Origin of the sequence: Arcobacter aquimarinus (assembly GCF_013177635.1) — a bacterium.
In the GTDB taxonomy this organism is placed as follows: domain Bacteria; phylum Campylobacterota; class Campylobacteria; order Campylobacterales; family Arcobacteraceae; genus Aliarcobacter; species Aliarcobacter aquimarinus.
On the sequence record NZ_CP030944.1, the window covers coordinates 1,963,515 to 1,986,489 of the forward strand.

The following is a 22,975-nucleotide window of genomic DNA, read 5'->3' on the forward strand; positions in this document are numbered from 1 at the left end:
ATATCCCTATATAGAATAAAAAAATAATTTTAATAACTTGTTTTTTGAAGAATATCTATTAATATATCTATCTCTAGTTTTTTCTCTTTTTATTGCAAGAAGTTCATTTTTATATTTTATTAAACAAGCTTTCATTTTAAAATTAAAATAACCTTCTTTGTAATGAGAATAATGTTCTATAAAAATATCTAGAATTTCTTTTAAATCTTCATCTATATTTTTTACATTTCTAAAAGCTTTACAATAATTTACTAAATTTTCAGCATGAAGCAAATAAGAATTTTGCTTTTTATTCAATCTATCTCTTATTGATTTGTAATCTTTTTTTACATTTTTTGTAACTTGTTCATTATATCTTCTATAATAAGTCATTGATTCATCTGTAAAAGTAATAGTTCCATTAGTTGAGGCTAAAAAAGCGATCCATATATCATGAAAAGTAACATCTTTAGGAATTGGAATAATATCTTTAACCAACTCTTTTTTAAACATCAAAGTATTTCCTGAAACACAATTATAAAAAATAAAAGATTTATTACATTTCCCTTTAACTAAATTACCATCTGGTCTAATTAATTGATTTCCTGTTTCTTTTGAATGTTCATCAATTAATATAGCATCTGAATAAATCAACATATTTTCATTTATATTTTTGAGAAATACTTCTAATTTATTTTTTTTCCAAATATCATCTTGATCTGCTAAAGCTATAAACTCTCCATTACATAAACTTATTGCTTTTTCAAAATTCTTAACAAATCCGAGATTTTTTTCATTTTGAAAAAGTTTTATTCTACTATCCTTTGACTGATACTCTTTTATTATCTTTATAGTATTATCTTTTGAGCCATCATCAACAATAATTAATTCAAAATTCATATAAGTTTGTTCTAAAATAGAATCAATTTGTTCTTTTATAAATCTTTCCCCATTATAACTGCACATTGCAATAGAAATTAAACTATGCATTTATCTCTTCCTTATCATTTTTTGTAGTCAAACATATAATTATTGATATAAAAATTGCACTAAGCAACATTACTTCCCTTTGCCAAAATAAATTAGACGATAAACCACCAAAAGTTACAACAAATAAAAATGAATAACGTATATAGTTTAAATAATAATCATCTATTTTTATAGTAAATAAATAGTACCACAACATTAAAAAGATGAACAATCCAACAAATCCTAATCCAGCAAAAATAGTTATATAAGTGTTATGCAAGTGCCCAAATGTTCCACTAAAAGAACTATCTTTACCAAACTTATCAATATGTATTTTTTGAATTATTTTATCAACTTCACAATATCCCATTCCAAAAAACACATTAAATTCTTCATTTTTTATAATATCTGGAATAATAATATACGAAGATAACCTTATTCCCCAACTTGTATTATAATCTTTTTCCTTAATTACTTTTTTTATATCACTATAACCTTGTGTTAGCCTAGTGTTTACATTTGAACTAAAATTAAAAGCAAGTATAAATATACATCCTAAAGTTATTAAACTAAATACTATATATTTCCAATTTCGTCTAAAATATATACCTACTAAAAATAATGAAGTTATAAAAAGTGTAAATTGACCTGTTCGCCCTATAGTAAGAAATAAATTTGTAATCATAGTAATTGAAAATACTAATAAAATTACTTTTAGTATTTTATTATTTACTTTAAAAATACCGAATAATGACATAAGTATTGATAGAGATAAAAATAGAGTATATTCAATATGAGATGTTAAAAAAGGAACAGGATTAGACTTATGACCAACAATATCAAATCCTAAAAATTTATCTTTAATAAATTCAAAATAAATTCCATATGATATTAACTCATTTATAAACATTCCCAATAAAAATGAACTTAATAAATATTTAATGTGCTCTACTTTTATACTCGTAGATATAATCAAAATGGGTAATAAAAAATATTTAATGAAGTTATCAAAATTATAATAATTTGTAGTAGGAGTCATTAAAATAGAAAAAATAATCCATATAAAAAATAAAATTATTAAGAAAAATATTTTGTTATTTTTAAAATTAAAATATAATTTTTTAAAATTTAAACTTAATAACCAAATATAAAACATATTATTTAACAACTCTTTGCCAATACTTGGATTAAAAGATACAAAAAAACAGAATAATAATATTGATAAAAATAATATTATCTGAAAAAAACTAGTAAATTTTTCATATTTCAAACTAAAAGAAGAAATCATTTATTATCTTTATATTTTTTTAATTATGCCATTATCACAGAAAAACTTATTTGCATCAAAATTTTTTTTCAAAATAGCATTATTTATAATTCCTTGAGAACTATCAAATCTTTTTTTATGATATAAATGAACTAAATTAGCATTATATCTACAAGATTTAAGCTCTATCCCTAATCCTCTAAATCTCCATCCTAAATCTACATCTTCTCCAACAGAAGGAAGATAATAAGTCTCATCAAAACCATTTATCGTCAAAATATCTTCTTTAAAAGCAGACCAATTGCAACCAATAATATAATTAACTTCTTTTTTTACAAATGGAGCTAAAAATGATTTATAAGAAATATGTAAAATATCCTCCAAATGCCTAGTTTTATCTTTTATTAATTTTATTGCATATAACCAATAATTATTAGTTAATTTTGAAACTGTTAATTTTTTAGAACGAATTTCTTTTGTAATTTGCTCACCTAACTCTACTCTTTTACCTGCTAAAACTATCTTTTTAGAAGCTTGTTTTACATGATTTTCAATAAAATCATCAAAAGGAACACAATCCCCATCTATAAAAATTAAATATTCATATTTTGAAGCAATAATTGCTCTATTAAGAGCAATATTTTTTCTCCATCCTATATCTTCTTGAAATAAATGAGTTATATCTAAATTATTATATTTATCTTTTACATTAGCTACATATTCAGCCATTTCCGCACTATTTCCATCTTCTGAAATAATAATTTCATCTGGAACTACTGTTTGTTTTGATAAAGAATCTAAAATCAAATCTAAACTATCTGTATCTTTATATACAGATATTATTATTGAACATTTCATTTACAAATCCCATATTTATTTAAATACCACTCAATAGTCTTAATTATTCCACTATCAAAGTTCTCATCTGCTTTCCAACCTAGTTCATTTTCTAGTTTACTCGCATCTATTGCATATCTTCTATCATGTCCGGCTCTATCTTCTACGAAAGTAATAAGACTTTTATATGAAAAATTAGGTTGTGGAACTTGTTGGTCTAATATAGTACAAATTCTATCAACTATTTGAAGATTTGTTCTTTCATTTCTTCCACCGATGTTATAAGTTTCTCCTTTTTTACCTTTATGGTAAACAAGGTCTATTCCTTTACAGTGATCTAATACATACAACCAATCTCTTATATTTTTCCCATCACCATAGATTGGAATAGGATTATTATTTAATGCATTTCTTATAATTGTTGGAATTAGTTTTTCATCATGTTGTTTTGGTCCATAGTTATTTGAGCAGTTTGTTATAACTGCGTTTAATCCAAATGTTTCTACATATGCTCTTATTATCATATCACTTGAAGCTTTACTAGCTGAGTATGGAGAGTTTGGAGCGTATGGAGTTTTTTCTGTAAATAGTTCATTTGGGTCTAGGCTTAATGTTCCATATACTTCATCTGTAGATATATGATGAAATCTACAGTCTTGATATTCTATTTTATAAGTAAATGGTTTTTCCATCCAATATTTTTTTGCTACATCTACAAGGGTATATGTTCCATTTACATTTGTTTGTACAAACACACCTGGATTTTTAATAGAGTTATCTACATGTGATTCTGCTGCAAAGTGAATAACACCTTTTATATCATATTCACTAAATATAAATTCAACTAATTCTCTATTACAGATATCACCTTTTATAAATTTATAGTTAGGATTTAGTTCACACTCTTTTAGATTTTCCAAATCACCTGCATAAGTTAAAAGGTCTAGATTTACTAAGTTATAATTTGGGTATTTTTCTAGAAAGTATGGCACAAAGTTTGAACCTATAAATCCTGCTGTTCCTGTTAGTAGTATTGTCTTATTTTTATTATTGAACATTTTATTTTCCTTTATCTTCTTTCACCTAATCTTCTTAAACAATCATCCAATCCATCTTTCCAATATGCTATTTCTATATTGAACATAGATTTAATTTTCTTTTTATTTAATAGTGAAAAATGAGGTCGTTTTGCTGGTGTTGGGTATTGATATGTTTCTATTGGATTTATTTTACAGTTTAATTTTGCCATTTTCATTATTTCTTTTGCAAAATCATACCAAGACAATACACCTTCATTTGAATAATTATAGATTTCAACTTTTTGATTATTTATTTGAGGAACAATATCAAGAATAGTAATTGCCAAGTCTTTAGCATAAGTAGGAGTTCCTATTTGATCAAATATTACACCTAATTCTTCTTTTTCTTTTCCTAATCGAAGCATTGTTTTTACAAAGTTATTTCCATAGTAACTATAAACCCATGAAGTTCTTATGATTATAGAATTTAATGGATTTATATCTCTCATTTCATTTTCACCATCAAGTTTTGTTTTACCATATATTGATTGTGGGTTTGTTTGGAATTCTTCACAGTAAGGTTTAAAATTTTTACCATCAAATACATAATCTGTAGATATATGAATTAATTTAATATTTAACTCTTTAGAAACTAAAGCTAATTTTTTTATTACTTTTCTATTTACTAAATCTGCATTTTCTATATCACTTTGGGCTTTATCCACTGCTGTATATGCTGCACAATTTATAATCACATTAATAGAGTTTTTTTCACAATAAGATTTAATACTCTCTTTATTTGTAATATCTATATCATCTCTTGTTGTAAAAAAGAAGTTATAGTTATAATTTGAACTTAATTCTTTTATTTCACTTCCAACTTGTCCATTTGAACCTGTTACTAAAATATTAAAATTAGGCATAATAGTTTACTCCAAATTCAAATATTTCTTTATCATCTTTTATATCAAAAAGTTTTGGTTGTTTTGTATCTTTAGCTGACAGATTTAATTCATCATGATTTAAAATCCAATCTATATTTAGATTTTTATCATCAAAGGCTATTCCTCTATCACATTGTGGGCTATAATAGTTATCTACTTTATAAGCAAATACTGTATCATCTTCAAGTACAACAAATCCATGAGCAAATCCTCTTGGAACCAATAATTGTTTTTTATTCTCTGCACTTAAAATAACTGCTACATATTTTCCAAATGTTGGTGAGTTTTTTCTAATATCAACTGCTACATCTAGAACTCGTCCGTGAATTACTCTTACAAGTTTCGTTTGAGCATGAGGTGGAAGTTGATAATGAAGTCCTCTTAGAACTCCTTTTGAAGATTTACTTTCATTATCTTGGCAAAAGTTTATTTTATATCCTAAAAATTCTTCAAGTTTATCTTGCCTAAAAGTTTCAACAAAGTATCCTCTACTATCACCATGAACAGTTGGTTCTATAACTACTACATCTGGAATTTCAGTTCTTGTAAATGTCATAATTATTTCATCCTTCTTGGTTGATTTGCTCTAGTTATTAGATATTGACCATATTGGTTTTTCTTTAAAGGCTCTGCTAATTCAAGAAGTTTTTCTTTTGAAATATATCCCATTTCATAAGCTATTTCTTCAAGACAGGCTACTTTTAGGCTTTGTCTATGTTCTATAGTTTGGATAAAAGTACTTGCTTCAAGCAGTGATTCATGTGTTCCTGTATCAAGCCAAGCGTATCCTCTTCCCATAAGTTCAACTTTTAATCTATTTTCATTTAGATAATCTTGATTTAAAGTTGTGATTTCAAGTTCACCACGATCACTTGGTTTTACTTCTTTTGCTTTTTTTACTACATCATTTGGATAAAAATACAATCCTACAACTGCGTAGTTTGATTTTGGCTCTTTTGGTTTTTCTTCAATAGAGATTACATCTCCACTATCATTAAATTCTGCAACTCCATATCTTTGAGGATCTGAAACATAGTAACCAAACACCGTAGCTTTATTTTCATCTTTTATATTTTTTACACTTTTTGCTAATAATTCTGTTAATCCATGACCATAAAAAATATTATCACCTAATACTAAACATGCATCATCTCCATCCAAAAATTCTTCACCAAGAATAAATGCTTGGGCTAATCCATCTGGGCTTGGTTGAATTACATATTCAAATCTCATACCCAAATCTTTTCCATCACCTAAAAGGTTAATAAAACTTTGCTGATCTTGTGGAGTTGTTATTATAAGTACTTCTTTGATACCTGCTAACATTAAAACAGACAAAGGATAATATATCATAGGTTTATCATAAATTGGAACTAATTGTTTTGAAACACCCTTTGTTATTGGGTACAATCTTGTCCCACTCCCTCCTGCTAGGATTATCCCTTTCATATACTATTCTCCTTGTTTTTTTTCTTAATAACTTTCATTATACTATAACTTTGCTTTTAATTAATTCATCTATAACCATCTTAGCACTTATATTTTTCATGCACAAATTATCTTTACAAGCCTTCATAACTTCTGTTTTATAACAAGGACTGCATTCTAATCCTGCACTTATAATAGTTACTTCATTAAAAGGTGTTTTATACGGTCCTGTTTGAACAGCTGGTGTTGGACCAATTAAACAAAAAACAGATGTATTAACTGCTGATGCAATATGAGCAGTTCCTGTGTCAGTTACAACCAAAGCTTTTGCGTTTTCAATAATACTAACCATTTGAGGAATTGATATTTTTCCTACTAAATCTATTACATTTGAATTATATGGTTTTAATGGCTCAAAAAAATGTTCTTCACCCTTTGCCCCAATAACTACAATCTTCATTTCTTTGGGTAATAGATTCAAAAACTCTTTCCAGTTTTCATGACGCCATGCTCTATAATTTATACCTTTTTTCTTATTATGAGAATTACTTGGACTTATTATTATATATTCATTTGGTAAAGATAATTTTTCTTGTATTTTTTCAAAATTTTCTCCTATTAATCTTGGAAAAGAGTTCCCTAAATTCTCTTTTGAAACAATACTTGAATAAAACTCTTTACAAATCTCAACCATATGAGTTTTTGTAATATTTATATTTTCACTAAACCAACCAATTTTTCTATTTGCAACGATATTCTCAACTAAACTTTTGAACTGTTTACCCATTTCAAAATTTATCAAAATATCATAAGGTTCTTTTTTTGATTCATTTATAATAGCTTTTTTTTGAGAACTAAAAAAAATAGGTATTTTTTTATGTTTCAAAAAAAATATTTTATTAACTCTTTTATCATATTCAAATAATTTAGAGCTACTAGGAGTTGAAACAAAATCTATTTTTATATCTTCTCCATACTCTAATCTCAAAGCATCAAGTACACTTGTTGAATAAACCAAATCTCCTAATGCTCCGCATCTAATAATCAATATTTTTTTAATATTTTGCATATTTAACTACTTTTCTAAAGAATTTAAAATCTCAAAAAGTTTAAAGAAGTTTTTTACATCACTTCCTAACCTTTTTTTTATAAATGAAACATTACTCAACCAAATAAAAAATGAAATCTTTTTACTAAAATTTCTTAATTTTTGTGTTAAATCATCACTTTTTGTCAACTCTTTATATCTGTTTATTATAAAAAAATAATCTACTTCAAAAGATAATTCCTTCATTTTTACAAAAGATAAAATAAATAATAAAAAATCTCTAAACTTCAAAGTTTCAATATCTGTACTATTTGAAAAACTCTCTTCTAAATCTATTACATAAACATTATCATTTTTATAAGTAAAATTTCGTATTTGCGTTCCACCATGAAACTCATTTTGATTATGAATTTTTGCTAATTCAAAAAGAAGTTTTTCAACAAAATCATAAAACTTTTCTTTAGTTATATTTTTATCTCTTAAATAAGCATTTACACTATTTCCACAATCTTCTAAAACAAAAAAATCATCACACTTATAAACTACTTTAGGAGTGTTTATTCCTAAACTTCTAAATTTTTCTAATTTAGAAGTTTCATAATCCAAAGCCTGAAGAGCTGTTTTATTTAATGATGGTATTAAAAGTTCAAGTGGGAAAAATCTATAAAAAAATTTTTGTATTTTATTTGCTTTAGTTTGCCTAGCTCTTTTTATCCAATATCTTTGATTTTCAAACTCTATTGGAAAAATCTCAGCACTATTTGAAAGAAACTCTTTTTTTGCTATTTCTTCCAGACTAGACACTTTTTTCCTTTCTATAAATATCATTGTGATATTTTTTAAATCTTTTGTGTTGCCATAACCAATAATCAGGTTTAAAAAAAACTTGTTTTGTAATCAAATCATTTTGAAGTTGTGTTAGTTCTTGTATTTTATCATCTGTTTTAAACTCTAAAGTTTTAACATCAATAGCTTCACCTACGTTAATAGTATAATCTCTAAAATCATTACAAACTGTAAAAATAGGAATAATAATAGCATCAAACTTCAAAGCTAATCTTGCTGTTGAATCTGTTGCCATATCTTTTTGTCCTAAAAATAAAACATCAACTCCACTTCCTATATGTTGGTCAATTACAACAGCAACTGATTTATTCTCTTTAAAAGCTTTTATCATTCCTTTTGCTGCAACTTGTTTTTCTAGCATTGTAATCTTATTTTTACTTCTTGCTTGTGCGTAAAGTTTTTGAATATGCGGATTATCCATTTTTCTATTTACTACAGCTATTTCTCCAAACATTAAAGCAATATAAGGTAAAGTCAATTCCCATCCACCATAATGAGCTGTAATATATATAACTTTTCTTTTTTCATCATGAGCTTTTTTAATTATATCGGCATTTATAATATTTGCTTTTTTAAACATATCTTCTTTTGAAATAGTTTGATTTTCCATAAATTCATACATATTGAAAACTAAAGATTTATAAGAGTTATAGATAATTTCTTCTTTTCTTTTTTCATCTATTTGGTTTTGATAAACTAAATCAAGATTTGCTTTTGCAATACGTTTATGTTTTTTATTAAATTTATAAGCAAAAAAAGCTAGAAATTGTAAGATTTTTTTCATTATAAATTTTGGAGTTATTAGAAAAATAAATCTAAAAACAATATATAAAAAATATCGAAAATAATCTTTAATCTTTCTTTTCATATAAAAGTTCCTTTGCTATTTTTACTATCTCTTTTTCATCTATTTCATTTATAGAAAAATCATTTTTATCTAATTTAAAAGGATTTACTAAACTCTTTGATTCAATAATTTTATTTACTGAAGTTTGATAAGTATTTCTATATCCTGGAGTATTTCCAAAAATAGTGATAGAAGCAATATTTAAAGCCCAAGCCATATGAGTAGGACCTGTATCATTACCAATTACTAAATCAACCTTTGAAACAACAGCTTTTAAACTATTTAAATCCAATTTTGGTAAAACTCTAGCCTTTGAAATTTTTTCTATAAATAAAGCACTTTGTTTTTCTTCTTCATTTCCCCAAGTAAGTAAACAATTTTCATCTAAACTATCTATTATTTTAGCGAATTTTTCTTTAGAGTAAATCTTACTTGGCCAACTAGCTCCAATTACAAATAAAACATTTTTTTTATTTGTGTCAAGATAATCATAAATAACCTTATCTTCATTTTTAAAAAATAAAAATGGTTCCTTATTTAAAATATCATTTTTTGTGATTTCAAAACCCAAACTTGAAGATAAAACCTTTGCATTTCTTTCTATTGCATTTTTATCATAGGCTATATCTATTTTTTTTGTATAAAAAAAAGAAGCTAATTTCTCTCTTGTAGAATCTTTGCTAAAACCTGCTCTATTTTTACCTAAAAATCTAGCAACTAAAGATGATTTTATAAGTCCTTGTGCATCAATTACTAAATCATAAGAGTTTTTCGAATGCTGCTTTACAAGTTTAAGCTGACTAAAAATTTCTTTTTTATCTTTTTTTATACCTTTTAGATTTAGTCTTATTATTTGATTTATATGTGGATTATTTTCTAAAACTCCACTAAAAGCACCCTCAACAAACCAATCTATTTGTAAAGATGGAAAATGTTTTTTTATATATTGCAAAGCTACCATAGCATGAATAATATCACCCATTGCAGATAGCTTTATGATAGCTATTTTTTTCATTATAAAATCTTTACAGTTAAATCTTCTGGTGTTTCTAATTTATCTATATTTGATTCTATCAAAAAAGATTTATTTGAAAGATTAATTTCTAAAGTTTCATCATTCAAAAAATATTCTACTTTTGGTCTTGAAAAATCTTGATTTACTGCAAAATTTAAAGATATCATAAAACTCATCCATTGCATAATTTTCAAACTTGGAAGAAGTTCTTCATATTCTAAAATATCACTTCTTGTTGGTAGAGATTTTTTTGAAAACTTAATCGTATAAGCAACAACAACCCTTGATGTATGTAAAAAATCATAATTCAAACCATTTAATATAAAATCAAAAGCATTATCATTTGATTTATAAAAATTCAAAGTTGAACCAATAGAATGAAGTTTTGAAGCAATTACTAATAATCCTCTATATTTATTATCTAAGTTATGTAAAGGTTTTAAAGCATCAAATATTTTTTTTGCATTATTTCCAAGATATGCACTTTGTTTTTCATCTATTTGAAATCTATCGAGTAAACTTCTAACGCTAACATTGAAATTTTCAGGAAATTTATGATTTGAATTTCTTAATAAATCTGTTAAATAAACTCCTTCTCTAACTCCAACTCCTGAAGTTACAACTTCATTTATTTTAAGTTCTTCAAGAATTGTTTTAAAGATAAAAGAGCCTTCTTTTATAGTATCAAATCTATCTTTTTTTACTCCAAAAGATTTTAAATCATCATTATCTTTTGCTCTTGAAATTCTGTCAAAAAAAGACAATTCATCTTTTACATCATAAGCAAATCCATGTAAAATATCTAAAGGATACTCTTTTTTTGCCATTACTATTTTTGATAAAGCTCTAATACTTCCACCAATACCAACAACTTTTTTAGGTATCTCTATATCTAATTCAAAAATCTTTTTTAAATTATCTAAAATATAATTTTTAGCACCTTCAGTATTATTTTTATTAAAATACAGCTCTTTTATTCTAACAGTTCCTATATTTAAAGAGATAGATTTTTCTATTTTTCCATTTTTTACAAATGAAAATTCTGTAGAACCACCTCCAATATCAACTGTTACAAAAGTGTCATCATGAAGTAAATTTGAAGCTGCAACTCCACCATAATATGCTTCTTTTTCACCATCTATTACTTTTATATTTAATCCTAAATCTTTTCTGACTTTTGATATAAAAATATTTGAATTTGGAGCATCTCTAAGAGCTGATGTAGCAACACAGATAATTTTTCTTGATTTTAGTGCATTTGATATATTTAAAAAAGATTTTAAAGATTCATAGGCTCTTTGCATAGGAATTTCTTGAAGATTACCATTATTTTCATAACAACCCTCAGATATTTTAACCCTACTTTTAGTCTCATTTATAAGATTAAAAGCAAACCTACTACTTTTTTGCAAGACAACCATTCTCATTGAGTTTGACCCAATGTCAATGATTGTTGTTACTTTAGACATTAATTTTCTTCTTCCATTAGTTGTTCATATTTGAACTTTAACTCTTCCATTGTCTCTTCGTTATCTGGATCTATTATGATACAGTCTACCGGACAAACTTCAACACATTGTGGCTCTTCATAATGTCCAACACACTCTGTACATCTATCAGGATCAATTACATAAATTGGATCACCCTCTTCGATAGCATAATTTGGGCACTCTTCTCTACATGCATCACATGCGATACATTCATCAGTAATCATTAAAGACATATAATTTCTTCCTATTGTAATTTAATTGTGTTGGAGTTATAACCTAAAATTGATTAATAATTTCTTTAATTAGCTTATAATTTTCTTCACTTTTTGATATAAACAAAAACTTTTCTGTTCTGTAAATATATAAATTTTTACATATATATAAAGCAGCTTCCACATCAAATTCTCTTATTTTTCCAGCATGTAAAACAAAATTATAATTTATAGCATCACTTAAAGACAAAGCAACTGCACCTAAACTTCTAAATTTTATTCTATTTTCATTTAATTTTTTACAAATATCGGGATATTCATAAGCTCTTTCAAAAACTGCTATTTTGCTTTTTTCAATGAAAAATGAATTAAACTCTTTCATTTGCAATAATGAAAAATATTTAACTTCGTCTTCAAATGCTCTATACACAATAGCTCCAGTAGCTAAATTAGTAACAAAACCAGCAACTATTTTTTCATCTTTTTTTAATGCAATAGAAGTTCCATAATAAGGTAATTTTGAATAAAAATTATTACTTCCATCAAGTGGATCAATTATAATTGTAAAATCTTTATTTTGATTTCTGAAACCACACTCTTCTGAGTATATATTTCCAAATTTTTCTAGATGTTTTATAAATATATTTTCAGCAATTAAATCTATCTTTAAAGAATTATCACCACCAAAACCAGTGATATTTGTATATTCAAAATCATTTAAAGATAGATTATTATTTATATAGTCAAAAAGTTCTTTATTTGCAAGTATTACAGCCTCTATAAAAGCTTTTTTATACAAGGCTGTAATATTTTTCATTTTTTACAATAAATCTTTTATTATTGCTTTTGCTGCTTCTCTTCCATCAACAGCAGCAGTAACAGCTAAGTGTGCTCCTCTTTGGCAATCTCCACCTGCATATACTTTTTTATTTGAAGTTTTATAAGAAGAGTCAATCACAACTCCACCCCATGAATTTGTTTCAACATTTAATTCTTTTAAAAATGCTGGAACTTCAGGAGAGAATCCAAGTGCTAAAATCACTATATCAGCATCTTCAAAATATTCACTTCCTTGATTTATTACAACTTTTTGTCTTCCTGAAGAGTCAGGCTCACTCATAGAAGTTTCAAGTAATTCAACTGCAATAGCTTGGTTATTTTCAACTTTTATAGATTTTGGGCTTACATTAAATACAAACTCAACACCCTCTTCTTTTGCGTTAACAACCTCTTTTTTACTTCCTGGCATATTTTTTTCATCTCTTCTGTAAAGACATTTAACACTTAAAGCACCTTCTCTAACAGAAGTTCTAACACAGTCCATAGCAGTATCTCCACCACCAATAACAACTACTTTTTTATCTCTAACATCAATATACTCAACATTTTTATTTCCAAGATTTCTTTTTTGAATCCCCGTTAAAAAATCAATTGCAAAATGTACATTAGAAGCATCTTCTCCATCTATTTTCACTTTATTACTAGCAGTTGCACCTATTCCTAAGTAAATTGCATCAAATTCTTTTTCTAATTCAGAGATTGACTTATCACGACCAATTTCACAATTTAAATGAAGTTTCATTCCAGCTTCTAATAACCAGTTTATTCTTCTATCAACTGTTGTTTTATCAAGCTTAAATCCAGGTATTCCATACATTAAAAGACCACCTGCTCTATCCGCTCTTTCAAACATTTCAACTTCAAAACCTTTTCTTAATAAAAAAGTTGCTGCTGAAATTCCTGAAGGTCCTGAACCAATAATAGCTACTCTTTTATCATTTTTTTCTTGAGCAAATTTAGGTTTCATACCTTTTTCAAATGCATCTTCTGAAATATGTGTTTCAATAGCTCCAATAGAAATAGCACCATGACCTGTATTTAAAGAACAAGCACCTTCACAAAGTACATCTTGAGGACAAATTCTTCCTAAGATTTCAGGGAAAGGAGATGTTTCATTTGATAAAGCAAAAGCTAAATCAGGATTTTTAATAGCTGTTTGTTTTAACCATGCTGGAATATAATTTCCTAATGGACAACCAGTATGACAATATGGATCTCCACATTGCATACATCTATCAGCTTGTTCTGTTGCTCTTTGCTTTGTAAATACTTGATATACCTCATCAAAATCTTTTAATCTTTGAAGTACATCTCTTTTTTCAGGATTAATTCTTTCGAATTTTGTAAAATTTAACATCTCTTAATCTCCCTTGTCTGGATCTAATGGTAATACAGTCATATTTTTTGGTTTTACCATCCAGAAGTTTCTAATTTCTGCTCTAAAATTTTGTAAAATATCTTCTGCCATTTCACTTTCAGTTTCATGTAAATAATCAAGTAATAATCTTTTTAAGAATAATCTCTCTCTTTCTGTATCATCTGTATCAATTCTTACTGATTCTATTAATTCTTGATTCATTTTATCAACAAATGTTTTTTCAGGGTCATAAACAAATGCTAAACCACCTGTCATACCAGCTCCAAAATTAATACCAGTATTTCCTAAAATTACAGCAATTCCACCTGTCATATATTCACAAGCATTATCTCCTGTTCCTTCTACAACCGTTGTACATCCTGAATTTCTAACAGCAAATCTTTCTCCTACAGTTGCTCTAACATATAGTTTTCCACCTGTAGCACCATATAAACAAGTATTTCCAGCTCCTGCGAAATTTTTTCCTTGATGTACTGGATTTATGATGATTTTCCCACCATTCATACCTTTTCCAACATAGTCATTTGCAGCACCATCAAGATATAAATTCATACCTTTTGATAAGAATGCTCCAAAAGATTGACCCGCAATTCCTTTTAAATTGATTGTAATAGAGTTTTCAGGTAAACCTTTATCCCCATAAAATCTTGCTATTTCTCCTGAAATTAAAGCACCAAAACTTCTATTTAAGTTAGATATTTCAGCACTTACTTTTACAGGTGAGCTTGGATTTTCTATAGTTCTGTGAACTTTTTTCAATAACTCTTTTTCAAATTTATTATCATCAAAAGGAGCATTTGTCTCTTTTTGACAAGTATCAATTCCATCAACTCTTCTTAAAATATTTTGGAAATCAAATTTTTGTGCAAATTTGTCATCAATAACTTTTAATAAATCACTTCTTCCAACAATCTCTTCAATTGTTTTATAACCTAAACTTGCAAGAATATTTCTTACATCTTCAGCAATAAATGTGAAGTAAGAAATCAATCTTTCAACTGTTCCTGTAAAGTGGTCTCTTAATGTTTCATCTTGAGTTGCAACCCCAACAGAACATTTATTTGTATGACAAATTCTTAAAATTTTACATCCAAGTAATGTTAAAGAAGCTGTTCCAAAGGCATAAGATTCAGCACCTAACATTGCAGCTTTTACAACATCAAGACCTGTTTTTAATCCTCCATCTGTTTGAACATGAACAAACTCTCTTAAATGGTTTGCTTTTAAAGCATTATGAGCTTCAGAAAGTCCCATCTCCCATGGATTTCCAGCGTGTTTGATAGATGTTAAAGGGGCAGCTCCTGTTCCACCATCTCCACCTGAAATAATAATTTTATCAGCATAAGCTTTTGCAACTCCTGCTGCAATTGTTCCAACACCAATTGAAGATACAAGTTTAACTGTGATTTTAGCCAATGGATTTATCTGTTTTAAGTCAAAAATCAACTGTGCTAAATCTTCAATAGAATAAATATCATGGTGTGGTGGTGGTGAAATTAAAGTAACACCTGCAACTGTGTGTCTAAGTGTTGCAATTAGTCCTGTTACTTTATGCCCTGGTAATTGTCCACCTTCACCTGGTTTTGCACCTTGTGCTACTTTGATTTGTAACTCTTCAGCACTTCTTAAATATGCTGGAGTTACCCCAAATCTTCCTGATGCAACTTGTTTGATTTTAGAGTTTCTAATCGTTCCAAATCTTTTTGAATCTTCTCCACCTTCACCTGAGTTACTCATACCACCAATTGTATTCATAGCAATAGCCATTGCTTCATGAGCCTCTGGTGAAATTGAACCTAAACTCATAGCAGCTGTTGCAAATCTTTTGAAAATATCCTCTTTTGATTCTACTTCATTTACATTTATTGGTTTTCTATCTGAATTAAACTCTAAAAAATCTCTAATAAATTTTTTATCTCTGTTTGCTACAAGCTCTCTTAAACCATCAAAATCTGTTAATTCTTCTTTTGTTGTTGCAGTTTTATTATGCATTGCTTTTGTAGTAGCTGGACCATAATCATGATATTCACCACCATTTGAGTATTTATAAAATCCTCCTAAATCAAGTGGGAAAATAGAATTTTCTTCTTTAAATGCATTATGATGTGATTTATCAATTCTTTGCTCAATATCAGCATAAGTTAACCCAGCTAATTCACTATGAGCTCCTGTAAAACAGTCATTTACAATTTCATCACTTAAACCAACAACATCAAACAATCCTGAATTTCTATAAGAAGCTATTGTACAGATACCCATTTTTGACATGATTTTTAATAAACCAGCATTTACTGATTTTTGAGTATTCTTTAAATATTTTTGCATCTCATATTTACTTGGTTTTTCTCTTTGGAAAAAAGAAACTGTCGATGCATACATCATATATGGATATATTGCCGTACATCCAAATGCTATTAAAACAGCAGACATGTGTGGATCATATACTTCACCAGTTACAGCTACCAATGAAGCATTATGTCTTACTTCTGCTTTTAATAATTTCTGATTTATATATCCAATAGCCATAGCCATAGGAATAACTTTTTCATTTTCATTTATGTTTCTATCATCTAAAATAACTACAGAAACTCCATCTTCTTTTACTGCTTTAATTACATAAGAAGCTAAAGTCTCTAATGCTGCTTTTAAATTTGTTTTAAAAGTTGTTGAGAAAGTTCTATTTTTGTAATAACTGTCATATCTTGGTGACTTTTCATCTCCAAAAGAGTATAAAATATCATATTTTTCTTTCATTAAAATAGGACTTGTTACTTTTAATCTTCTTGCATATTCTGGTTTTTCATCTAAAATATTATGAACTTTTCCAAAACCTGTTTCTAAAGACATAACTACTTTTTCTCTATATGGGTCAATTGGTGGATTTGTAACTTGTGCAAATTTTTGTCTAAAGAAATCAGTAAAATTTCTATTTACATTTGAAAAACATGCCAATGGAGTATCATCACCCATAGAACCAACTGGTTCTTTTCCATCTTTTGCCATAGGCTCGATTACTTGGTCTAATACTTCATAAGTTATATTAAAATATTTTTGTTTTTTATCTAAATTTTCTGGCTTATAATCTTTTACATTTAAAAATGTATCTTCGATATATTCTTGAATATAATCCATATCATCATTTAACCAAGTAGAATAGTGTTGTGATGATTTTAAATAATCATTAATATCTTGCTCTTTTAGAATTTTTCCATGTTTAAGGTCAAGTGCAATCATCTGTCCTGATTGTAATCTTCCTCTTTCTAAAATATTACTATCTTCAATATTTAGTGTTCCATACTCAGATGTAATATATAATTTATCATCTTTTGTAATTACATATTTAGAAGGTCTTAATCCATTTCTGTCAATCAAACATCCAATATGTCTTCCATCTGTTAAAGATACAGCAGCAGGTCCATCCCATGCTTCCATCGCAGTTGCTGTATACTCATAAAACGCTCTTAAACTAGAATCCATGTGAGGAGAATTTTGCCATGGTGCTGGAATTAAAGCACGTGCAGCTTTGAAAAAATCCACTCCATTTACTATTAAAAACTCAAACATATTATCTAAAGACGTAGAATCCGAACCAATTGGTTGTAAAATTGGTAATAATCTTTTCATCTCTTCATCTGAGAAAATTTCTGATTTTAATTGTCCTGATTTTACTTCTACATTAAATCTATTCGCTTCAACAGAGTTTATCTCTCCATTGTGAGCTATCGCTCTAAATGGTTGTGCTAATCTCCATAAAGGAAGAGTATTTGTAGAAAATCTTTGATGAAATAAAGAAAAAGAAATTTTAAAATCTTCATCTCTTAAATCAATATAAAATTTTCTAATATGAGTAGGCATTATTAGCCCTTTGTAGGCAATAACTTTAGATGAAAATGTAGGTATATAAAAATCTTTTTTATCTATTAATTTATGTTCACACTCTTTTCTTGTCAAATAAAGCATTGCATCAAATCTTTTTGATGACATTAAAGTATTTGGTACAACAAACACTTGTACAATATTTGGCAAACTATCTAAAGCTTGTTGTCCTAAAGCATCTGTATCAACAGGCACTGTTCTTGTAAGAATAACTTTTAAATCATTTATTTCACAATACTCTTTAAATGTATTTATATCTTCTAAATCTCTTGAAAAAATCATTGCAACAGCATAAATTTCTGGTAAATCAACACCTTTTTGTGTTGCAATTTTTCTCATAAATGAATCGGGCATTGATAATAATAAACCAGAACCATCTCCAGTTTTTCCATCGGCTGCTACTGCACCTCTGTGCATCATTCTTTCAAGTGAAGTTATTGCATCTTCTAAATTTTTATGACTTGGTCGATTTCTTAAATCTGCTACTAAACCAAACCCACAATTATCTTTAAAAGAAGTTAGTAAGTCTAAATTGCACCCCATCATTTTCCTTTATATTAATCTTTCTTCTATCCTATTTGTTAAGTAAAAAAATATACTATAAATAAGTTTAAATATAGTTAAACCCCTAGAATATCGCATTTTTGCTAGAATAATTATACAACATTATTTTTGATTAATTTTGGCTTTATTGTATATATTTTATACAATTGTTAATTTTTTCATAAACTAAGATTTTTTAGATATTTATTGGAATTTAGATAGAATAAAAATAAACTAAGGAGAGAGATGAACACACTAGAATCTGAGATTTTTTCTTTTTTAATAATCACTTTTACAGTGATTTTATTAGCATATTTTACAAAGAAAATCCAAGATAGAAATACTAAAGAGTAATATTTTCAAATATAACTCCACTTATTTTTGTATATATTTTATTATATTGGTTATTTTTTCTTACTGTCCAAATTAGAATTTCTAAATTTTTATTTTTGCAAAAATTAAATATTTTACTTTCAAATAATTTATAATCTAAAGAGATAAAATCTGGTTTTATTTTTAAATATTTATACAAAAAAATCAGATTTTCATATTTTTCAAATTTTTTTGGTACTTTTTCAAATATCAAACCTATTTTTAAATCTTTTCTATTTTTTCTAAACCAAAATAAAATATCTGTTTGAAAGGAGCAAATAAAATAATCTATTTTATAAAAATCTAACATCTCAAGTAAAAATTTTTCTAAAACTCCAATATTTTTATGTTTTTTTATCTCTATTATCAAAGAAATATCTTTTTTTAAATCTATTAAAGTCAAAACTTCTTTCAATAAAGGTATTTTTTCCTTTGTATCAAAAAGAGAGAGATTTCGTAAAAAATCATAATCTACCTCTTCTATTTTTTTATCTATATTACAAACTCTTTTTAAATCCTCATCATGAAAAACTACTATTTGCTCATCTTTTGTAATATTTATATCAAATTCTATAGAGTAGTTTTTTTCGATTGCTTTTTTAAAAGCTAATAGGGAATTTTCTGGTATTTCTCTATTTTTATGTAATCCTCGATGAGCTATTAACTTAATCTGTGATTTGCTCATCTTTTTGTCCATACTTTACGAGTTGGTCGAGTTTTATAAAATAAGAATGTCCTAAATAAATTATAAAATAAACAGCACTAAATAGTGTAGCAAAAGGAATCATAGAAATTATATATAAAAAAAGTGTTCTAAGCCTAAAATTATTTGCTTCTTTTTTATAAATAATTTTGTATTGTTCCTTATTTAAGATAGTTGAGCTAACATCAAAATTTAGAAGTTTATGGAAAAAATAATAAAGTGGTAAAGCAAGTGCAAACACGTTTATAACAGGTACAAAATAGACAGGAATCAAAAGTACAAATAAAAGAATCATCATAAAAACACTTTTAAATAAAACCCAAACAGATAAAGAAATTGTTCCATAACCTTCAAGTTTTAAATGAGAATAATATCTTTTATGTAAAATTCCTAAAATCATAGGAGTTAAAAATCCAATTATTACAATAGTTAAAATAATAGAAGCTTGTAAAATAATAATTGTCCCTATTGTATAAAGTAAAAATCCTGCTATCCAAGAAGTAAAAGAATATTTAAATAAAAAAACGATGAAATAAGTAGCCCAAACAAAATAAAATGGAGCATTTTCATCAATCACAACTTCTTGTCCATTTTGTGAAGCTGCTGCTATTTCTTGCAGGCTTGAAATCCCAAAATCAGCTGCTGCAAAAAACATCATATATAAAATAATCATCGTTACAATCAAAGGAACTAAGGCAATTTTTAACATAGAACTTGTAAAAAAGTCCTTTATACTTTTAAGTATTATTTCTATTTCGTTCATTATTATCAATCCTTTTTATCAAATCTTGTTCGATATTCACACTTTTGACAAAGTTCTTCAACTAAAATATTTTGTTTAAAACCTTTTTGAATATCCAAAACTCTTTTTGAATTTAATATATCTTTTAGTTGTGTATTATTTGTATTTCCAAGTTTTATACAAGCATTTTGGTCTAAACAACAAGGAATTACATCACCATTTGCTAAAATACCAAAATGAGAATCCAAACCATAACAAAATCCAGTCTTTGAAACTATCTCATTTTTTAAAGATGGCCAAGAGAAATACTCGTCAAAATTAAAAAATATTTTTCTAGCAATTCTTATATTTTTAGGTTTTTCTTTATAAACTTCATCAATATTTATATTTATTTCAAAAGTTTCATTTATTTTGTCAAAAACTTTTTTATTAAACTCTTTTGCACTTTTTTCTTCATCTAAATTCCAAATTCTAAAGTTTATAAAATATTCATGGTTTTGTTTTTGAGCAAATTTTACAAAATTTAAAATAGGATTTAAATACTCATCAAGTGATTTTTTATGACTATTTGCATTATAAGAGTTGATTGAAAAATTTATTTGTTTGATTGTTAGATTCATAAGTGATAAATAGTGTTTTTCATTTATATTATTCGCAGTTGTTGTAATATTAACTTTTAAATCATATTTTAAACTAATATTCAAATACTCATTTAAATTTGTCAGCACTAATGGATCGCCAACAATATGATAAGCCAACTCTTTTGTATATGGTTTAAGTTGAGCATTTAAACTCTCAAATTTTTCTAAACTCATAGTTGCACTAGGAGATATTTTGGGAGGGCAAAATGTACATTTTAGATTACAAATATTGGTTATTTCAATATGTACTTTTTTAAATTTTTTTATAATACTTCCTTTAAAAATTTTCAAAATTGTATCTAATAGTTCATAAAAACTAATCTTTTGCTAACTTCTGTTTGACTATAATCCAAAAAGCAAATATAAGGGCAAAATATGGAAATGATTTTAAATGAAAATGATTTAGTTGTAGGTGCTAGATTTGAAAATGGAACTATTCAAGACTATGTTGATGAGAAAAAAACTTATGGACTTATAAGAATTGAAGATTCTACGGCAAATTGGTTTTTATTCAACAAAGATGAAAGTGATGATGATTTACAAGAACTATATAAAAAAGTTTTAAAACAAGAACATCTTATTCAAAATGATTTTGGTGAAGAGATTGTTGTTTTTAATAAAACAGGTTCTAAATCTTTTGAAGTATTCATCAAAAAAATTGATGAATACTTAGGAGATGAAATGGGAAGTTTTATCTAATTATCTATTAAAACTTTTTTATAAATAAAATCAAAATTCTGAATAGCAGGAAGATTAAAATCTTCCTCTTTTTGAGGATTCCAATATAAGTATCTATTTCTAAATTTATCATTACTTGTTACAAAAAAGATATTAAAAGCTGTTGCTAAAACTATATTTGTCTGTTTATCAACAAATTTATATTCATATTTTCCGTAAATCTTTGGTAAAAATGTCTCAACTAATTTTTTTGTAACTTCAAATCTTGCTGTTTCTTCTTTTGGAGATGGAAAATTACCATTTAAATATACTCGTTCATTATTTAAAATATATCTATTAAATTTATAAGAGTAAGTTGAAATATCTATGAATTTTTCTACATAATGCTCATGTAATTCTTTTATATCTTCTATTTCTGTTTCAGTTAAATTTGTAGCATATTTCAAAGGATGAATATAAACTCCTATCATTGATAGACTATCTATTTTAAACTCAGAATTTTTTGGAGTTTTTGCATAAATTTGCGAATCCATTTTTACAAAAGAGTAATAGTTTCTAATTGTATATTTCACAAAAATATCATAATAAGCAATACTCAATAAAGATATCAAAAGTACAAAAAACACTATATTACTTTTAAGTATTCTTGATAATAAAAAACTTATAAAAAAACAAAAAGAGATAAATGATAAATTTGCAGGAATAAATAAAAAACTCTCAGGAACGACTAATTCAAAACTTGGCATCTAAACTCTTAGTTTAATAAATAAGGCAAATCTCTTTTTAGAGATTCTAATAAATCTTTATTCAAGAAAAACTCTGAATATTTTGTGTTTTGATTTTTATAACAATGAGCACAAATATATCTATTTCTTTTTATAATTTCTACACCTTTTTCTAAAAACTCTTGTAAAGAAGAATCACTATGAAAATATTCATACATTTTTTCTAAATTATTAGAAATATCACTATCTTTTATAAAAACAATACTCTCTTCCATAAACTCTATGACATTTAATTCTTTTGATTTGATATTTAAAAATGCTGCCTTTACATCTTCAAATCTTATATCAAATTTAGCACCTGCTAAAAGTAACTCTTTTAGATTTTTCAAGTCATTATTTTGAAAATAATACTGTAATAAAAGATTTAAATAATGTTTTTTTACATCTGTTGGATAATTTTTCAAAACTTGGAAAACTTCATTTGAATTATTTATTTTTCCATTTTCAATTAGTGTATTGTGTAATACACCTATTTCTCCAATAATCTCATGTAATCTATCACTCATGAAATTCCTT

The 22,975-nt window shown here is 26.3% G+C and carries 22 protein-coding genes; 1 reads left to right on the forward strand and 21 read right to left on the reverse strand.

Features of this window, described 5'->3' with window-relative positions; translation table 11 throughout:
* Positions 1 to 6: 6 nt before the first annotated feature.
* The 19 genes from AAQM_RS09915 to AAQM_RS10005 form a co-directional block, all read right to left on the reverse strand.
* The gene (locus tag AAQM_RS09915) at positions 7 to 969 is read right to left on the reverse strand and encodes a glycosyltransferase family 2 protein (protein ID WP_129096273.1); all 963 of its coding nucleotides are present in this window, start codon (positions 967 to 969) and stop codon (positions 7 to 9) included.
* Positions 962 to 2,236 (reverse strand): O-antigen ligase family protein, encoded by a 1,275-nt coding sequence (locus AAQM_RS09920; RefSeq protein ID WP_129096272.1) that lies wholly within the window; start codon positions 2,234 to 2,236, stop codon positions 962 to 964. Before AAQM_RS09920 ends, AAQM_RS09915 begins: the two co-directional genes overlap by 8 nt.
* A gap of 9 nt (positions 2,237 to 2,245) precedes the next feature.
* The gene (locus AAQM_RS09925) at positions 2,246 to 3,073 is read right to left on the reverse strand and encodes a glycosyltransferase (protein WP_129096271.1); all 828 of its coding nucleotides are present in this window, start codon (positions 3,071 to 3,073) and stop codon (positions 2,246 to 2,248) included.
* Positions 3,070 to 4,110 (reverse strand): dTDP-glucose 4,6-dehydratase, encoded by a 1,041-nt coding sequence (gene rfbB / locus AAQM_RS09930; RefSeq protein WP_129096258.1) that lies wholly within the window; start codon positions 4,108 to 4,110, stop codon positions 3,070 to 3,072. The genes AAQM_RS09925 and rfbB overlap by 4 nt, the downstream gene beginning before the upstream one ends.
* A gap of 11 nt (positions 4,111 to 4,121) precedes the next feature.
* The gene (gene rfbD, locus AAQM_RS09935) at positions 4,122 to 4,994 is read right to left on the reverse strand and encodes a dTDP-4-dehydrorhamnose reductase (protein WP_129095135.1); all 873 of its coding nucleotides are present in this window, start codon (positions 4,992 to 4,994) and stop codon (positions 4,122 to 4,124) included.
* Complete coding sequence (gene rfbC, locus AAQM_RS09940) at positions 4,987 to 5,571, reverse strand: dTDP-4-dehydrorhamnose 3,5-epimerase (protein WP_129095136.1); 585 nt, start codon at positions 5,569 to 5,571, stop codon at positions 4,987 to 4,989. Before rfbC ends, rfbD begins: the two co-directional genes overlap by 8 nt.
* Positions 5,572 to 5,573: 2 nt before the next feature.
* A complete protein-coding gene (gene rfbA, locus AAQM_RS09945; protein WP_129095137.1) occupies positions 5,574 to 6,464 on the reverse strand; it encodes a glucose-1-phosphate thymidylyltransferase RfbA in 891 nt (296 codons plus the stop codon).
* A 37-nt stretch (positions 6,465 to 6,501) separates the two neighbouring features.
* Positions 6,502 to 7,512, reverse strand: a complete 1,011-nt coding sequence (locus tag AAQM_RS09950) for a glycosyltransferase family 9 protein (protein WP_129095138.1) — start codon at positions 7,510 to 7,512, stop codon at positions 6,502 to 6,504.
* Positions 7,513 to 7,518: 6 nt separating this feature from the next.
* Positions 7,519 to 8,295, reverse strand: coding sequence for a BUD32 family EKC/KEOPS complex subunit (locus AAQM_RS09955; protein WP_171920710.1), 777 nt, complete (start codon positions 8,293 to 8,295; stop codon positions 7,519 to 7,521).
* Positions 8,288 to 9,205 carry an LpxL/LpxP family acyltransferase gene (locus AAQM_RS09960; RefSeq protein WP_129095140.1) on the reverse strand — a complete coding sequence of 306 codons (918 nt, stop codon included), beginning with the start codon at positions 9,203 to 9,205 and terminating at the stop codon, positions 8,288 to 8,290. Before AAQM_RS09960 ends, AAQM_RS09955 begins: the two co-directional genes overlap by 8 nt.
* Complete coding sequence (gene waaC / locus AAQM_RS09965) at positions 9,189 to 10,202, reverse strand: lipopolysaccharide heptosyltransferase I (protein WP_129095141.1); 1,014 nt, start codon at positions 10,200 to 10,202, stop codon at positions 9,189 to 9,191. The genes AAQM_RS09960 and waaC overlap by 17 nt, the downstream gene beginning before the upstream one ends.
* A complete protein-coding gene (locus AAQM_RS09970) occupies positions 10,199 to 11,668 on the reverse strand; it encodes a Ppx/GppA phosphatase family protein (protein ID WP_129095142.1) in 1,470 nt (489 codons plus the stop codon). The genes waaC and AAQM_RS09970 overlap by 4 nt, the downstream gene beginning before the upstream one ends.
* Complete coding sequence (locus AAQM_RS09975; protein ID WP_014475006.1) at positions 11,668 to 11,922, reverse strand: YfhL family 4Fe-4S dicluster ferredoxin; 255 nt, start codon at positions 11,920 to 11,922, stop codon at positions 11,668 to 11,670. Before AAQM_RS09975 ends, AAQM_RS09970 begins: the two co-directional genes overlap by 1 nt.
* 43 nt (positions 11,923 to 11,965) lie before the next feature.
* Positions 11,966 to 12,718: an inositol monophosphatase family protein gene (locus tag AAQM_RS09980; protein WP_129095143.1), complete on the reverse strand. Its 753-nt coding sequence runs from the start codon at positions 12,716 to 12,718 to the stop codon at positions 11,966 to 11,968.
* A 3-nt stretch (positions 12,719 to 12,721) separates the two neighbouring features.
* A complete protein-coding gene (locus AAQM_RS09985; protein ID WP_129095144.1) occupies positions 12,722 to 14,098 on the reverse strand; it encodes a glutamate synthase subunit beta in 1,377 nt (458 codons plus the stop codon).
* Positions 14,099 to 14,101: 3 nt separating this feature from the next.
* Entirely contained in the window at positions 14,102 to 18,538 is a 4,437-nt protein-coding gene (gene gltB / locus AAQM_RS09990; protein ID WP_129095145.1) for a glutamate synthase large subunit, read from the reverse strand.
* A gap of 343 nt (positions 18,539 to 18,881) precedes the next feature.
* Entirely contained in the window at positions 18,882 to 19,595 is a 714-nt protein-coding gene (locus AAQM_RS09995) for a glycerophosphodiester phosphodiesterase family protein (protein ID WP_164967045.1), read from the reverse strand.
* A complete protein-coding gene (locus AAQM_RS10000) occupies positions 19,576 to 20,376 on the reverse strand; it encodes an EI24 domain-containing protein (RefSeq protein WP_129095147.1) in 801 nt (266 codons plus the stop codon). Before AAQM_RS10000 ends, AAQM_RS09995 begins: the two co-directional genes overlap by 20 nt.
* A 5-nt stretch (positions 20,377 to 20,381) precedes the next feature.
* Positions 20,382 to 21,287: a radical SAM/SPASM domain-containing protein gene (locus AAQM_RS10005; RefSeq protein WP_228254519.1), complete on the reverse strand. Its 906-nt coding sequence runs from the start codon at positions 21,285 to 21,287 to the stop codon at positions 20,382 to 20,384.
* Between the two features lie 84 nt (positions 21,288 to 21,371).
* On the opposite strand from AAQM_RS10005, the gene AAQM_RS10010 reads away from it, so the two are divergent.
* Positions 21,372 to 21,695: a hypothetical protein gene (locus tag AAQM_RS10010; protein ID WP_129095148.1), complete on the forward strand. Its 324-nt coding sequence runs from the start codon at positions 21,372 to 21,374 to the stop codon at positions 21,693 to 21,695.
* On the opposite strand, the gene AAQM_RS10015 is transcribed toward AAQM_RS10010, so the two are convergent.
* Together AAQM_RS10015 and AAQM_RS10020 are read right to left on the reverse strand one after the other, a co-directional pair.
* Positions 21,692 to 22,420 carry a hypothetical protein gene (locus AAQM_RS10015; protein WP_129095149.1) on the reverse strand — a complete coding sequence of 243 codons (729 nt, stop codon included), beginning with the start codon at positions 22,418 to 22,420 and terminating at the stop codon, positions 21,692 to 21,694. The genes AAQM_RS10010 and AAQM_RS10015 overlap by 4 nt on opposite strands.
* 8 nt (positions 22,421 to 22,428) lie before the next feature.
* Positions 22,429 to 22,965 carry a hypothetical protein gene (locus AAQM_RS10020; RefSeq protein WP_129095150.1) on the reverse strand — a complete coding sequence of 179 codons (537 nt, stop codon included), beginning with the start codon at positions 22,963 to 22,965 and terminating at the stop codon, positions 22,429 to 22,431.
* Positions 22,966 to 22,975: the final 10 nt, after the last annotated feature.

Coding starts and splice junctions, on each gene's coding strand:
- AAQM_RS09915 (WP_129096273.1), bottom strand. CDS start 969: ATGCATAGTTTAATTTCTATTGCAATGTGCAGTTATAATGGGGAAAGA.
- AAQM_RS09920 (WP_129096272.1), bottom strand. CDS start 2,236: ATGATTTCTTCTTTTAGTTTGAAATATGAAAAATTTACTAGTTTTTTT.
- AAQM_RS09925 (WP_129096271.1), bottom strand. CDS start 3,073: ATGAAATGTTCAATAATAATATCTGTATATAAAGATACAGATAGTTTA.
- rfbB (WP_129096258.1), bottom strand. CDS start 4,110: ATGTTCAATAATAAAAATAAGACAATACTACTAACAGGAACAGCAGGA.
- rfbD (WP_129095135.1), bottom strand. CDS start 4,994: ATGCCTAATTTTAATATTTTAGTAACAGGTTCAAATGGACAAGTTGGA.
- rfbC (WP_129095136.1), bottom strand. CDS start 5,571: ATGACATTTACAAGAACTGAAATTCCAGATGTAGTAGTTATAGAACCA.
- rfbA (WP_129095137.1), bottom strand. CDS start 6,464: ATGAAAGGGATAATCCTAGCAGGAGGGAGTGGGACAAGATTGTACCCA.
- AAQM_RS09950 (WP_129095138.1), bottom strand. CDS start 7,512: ATGCAAAATATTAAAAAAATATTGATTATTAGATGCGGAGCATTAGGA.
- AAQM_RS09960 (WP_129095140.1), bottom strand. CDS start 9,205: ATGAAAAGAAAGATTAAAGATTATTTTCGATATTTTTTATATATTGTT.
- AAQM_RS09970 (WP_129095142.1), bottom strand. CDS start 11,668: ATGTCTAAAGTAACAACAATCATTGACATTGGGTCAAACTCAATGAGA.
- AAQM_RS09975 (WP_014475006.1), bottom strand. CDS start 11,922: ATGTCTTTAATGATTACTGATGAATGTATCGCATGTGATGCATGTAGA.
- AAQM_RS09980 (WP_129095143.1), bottom strand. CDS start 12,718: ATGAAAAATATTACAGCCTTGTATAAAAAAGCTTTTATAGAGGCTGTA.
- AAQM_RS09985 (WP_129095144.1), bottom strand. CDS start 14,098: ATGTTAAATTTTACAAAATTCGAAAGAATTAATCCTGAAAAAAGAGAT.
- gltB (WP_129095145.1), bottom strand. CDS start 18,538: ATGGGGTGCAATTTAGACTTACTAACTTCTTTTAAAGATAATTGTGGG.
- AAQM_RS09995 (WP_164967045.1), bottom strand. CDS start 19,595: ATGAGCAAATCACAGATTAAGTTAATAGCTCATCGAGGATTACATAAA.
- AAQM_RS10000 (WP_129095147.1), bottom strand. CDS start 20,376: ATGAACGAAATAGAAATAATACTTAAAAGTATAAAGGACTTTTTTACA.
- AAQM_RS10010 (WP_129095148.1), top strand. CDS start 21,372: ATGGAAATGATTTTAAATGAAAATGATTTAGTTGTAGGTGCTAGATTT.
- AAQM_RS10015 (WP_129095149.1), bottom strand. CDS start 22,420: ATGCCAAGTTTTGAATTAGTCGTTCCTGAGAGTTTTTTATTTATTCCT.
- AAQM_RS10020 (WP_129095150.1), bottom strand. CDS start 22,965: ATGAGTGATAGATTACATGAGATTATTGGAGAAATAGGTGTATTACAC.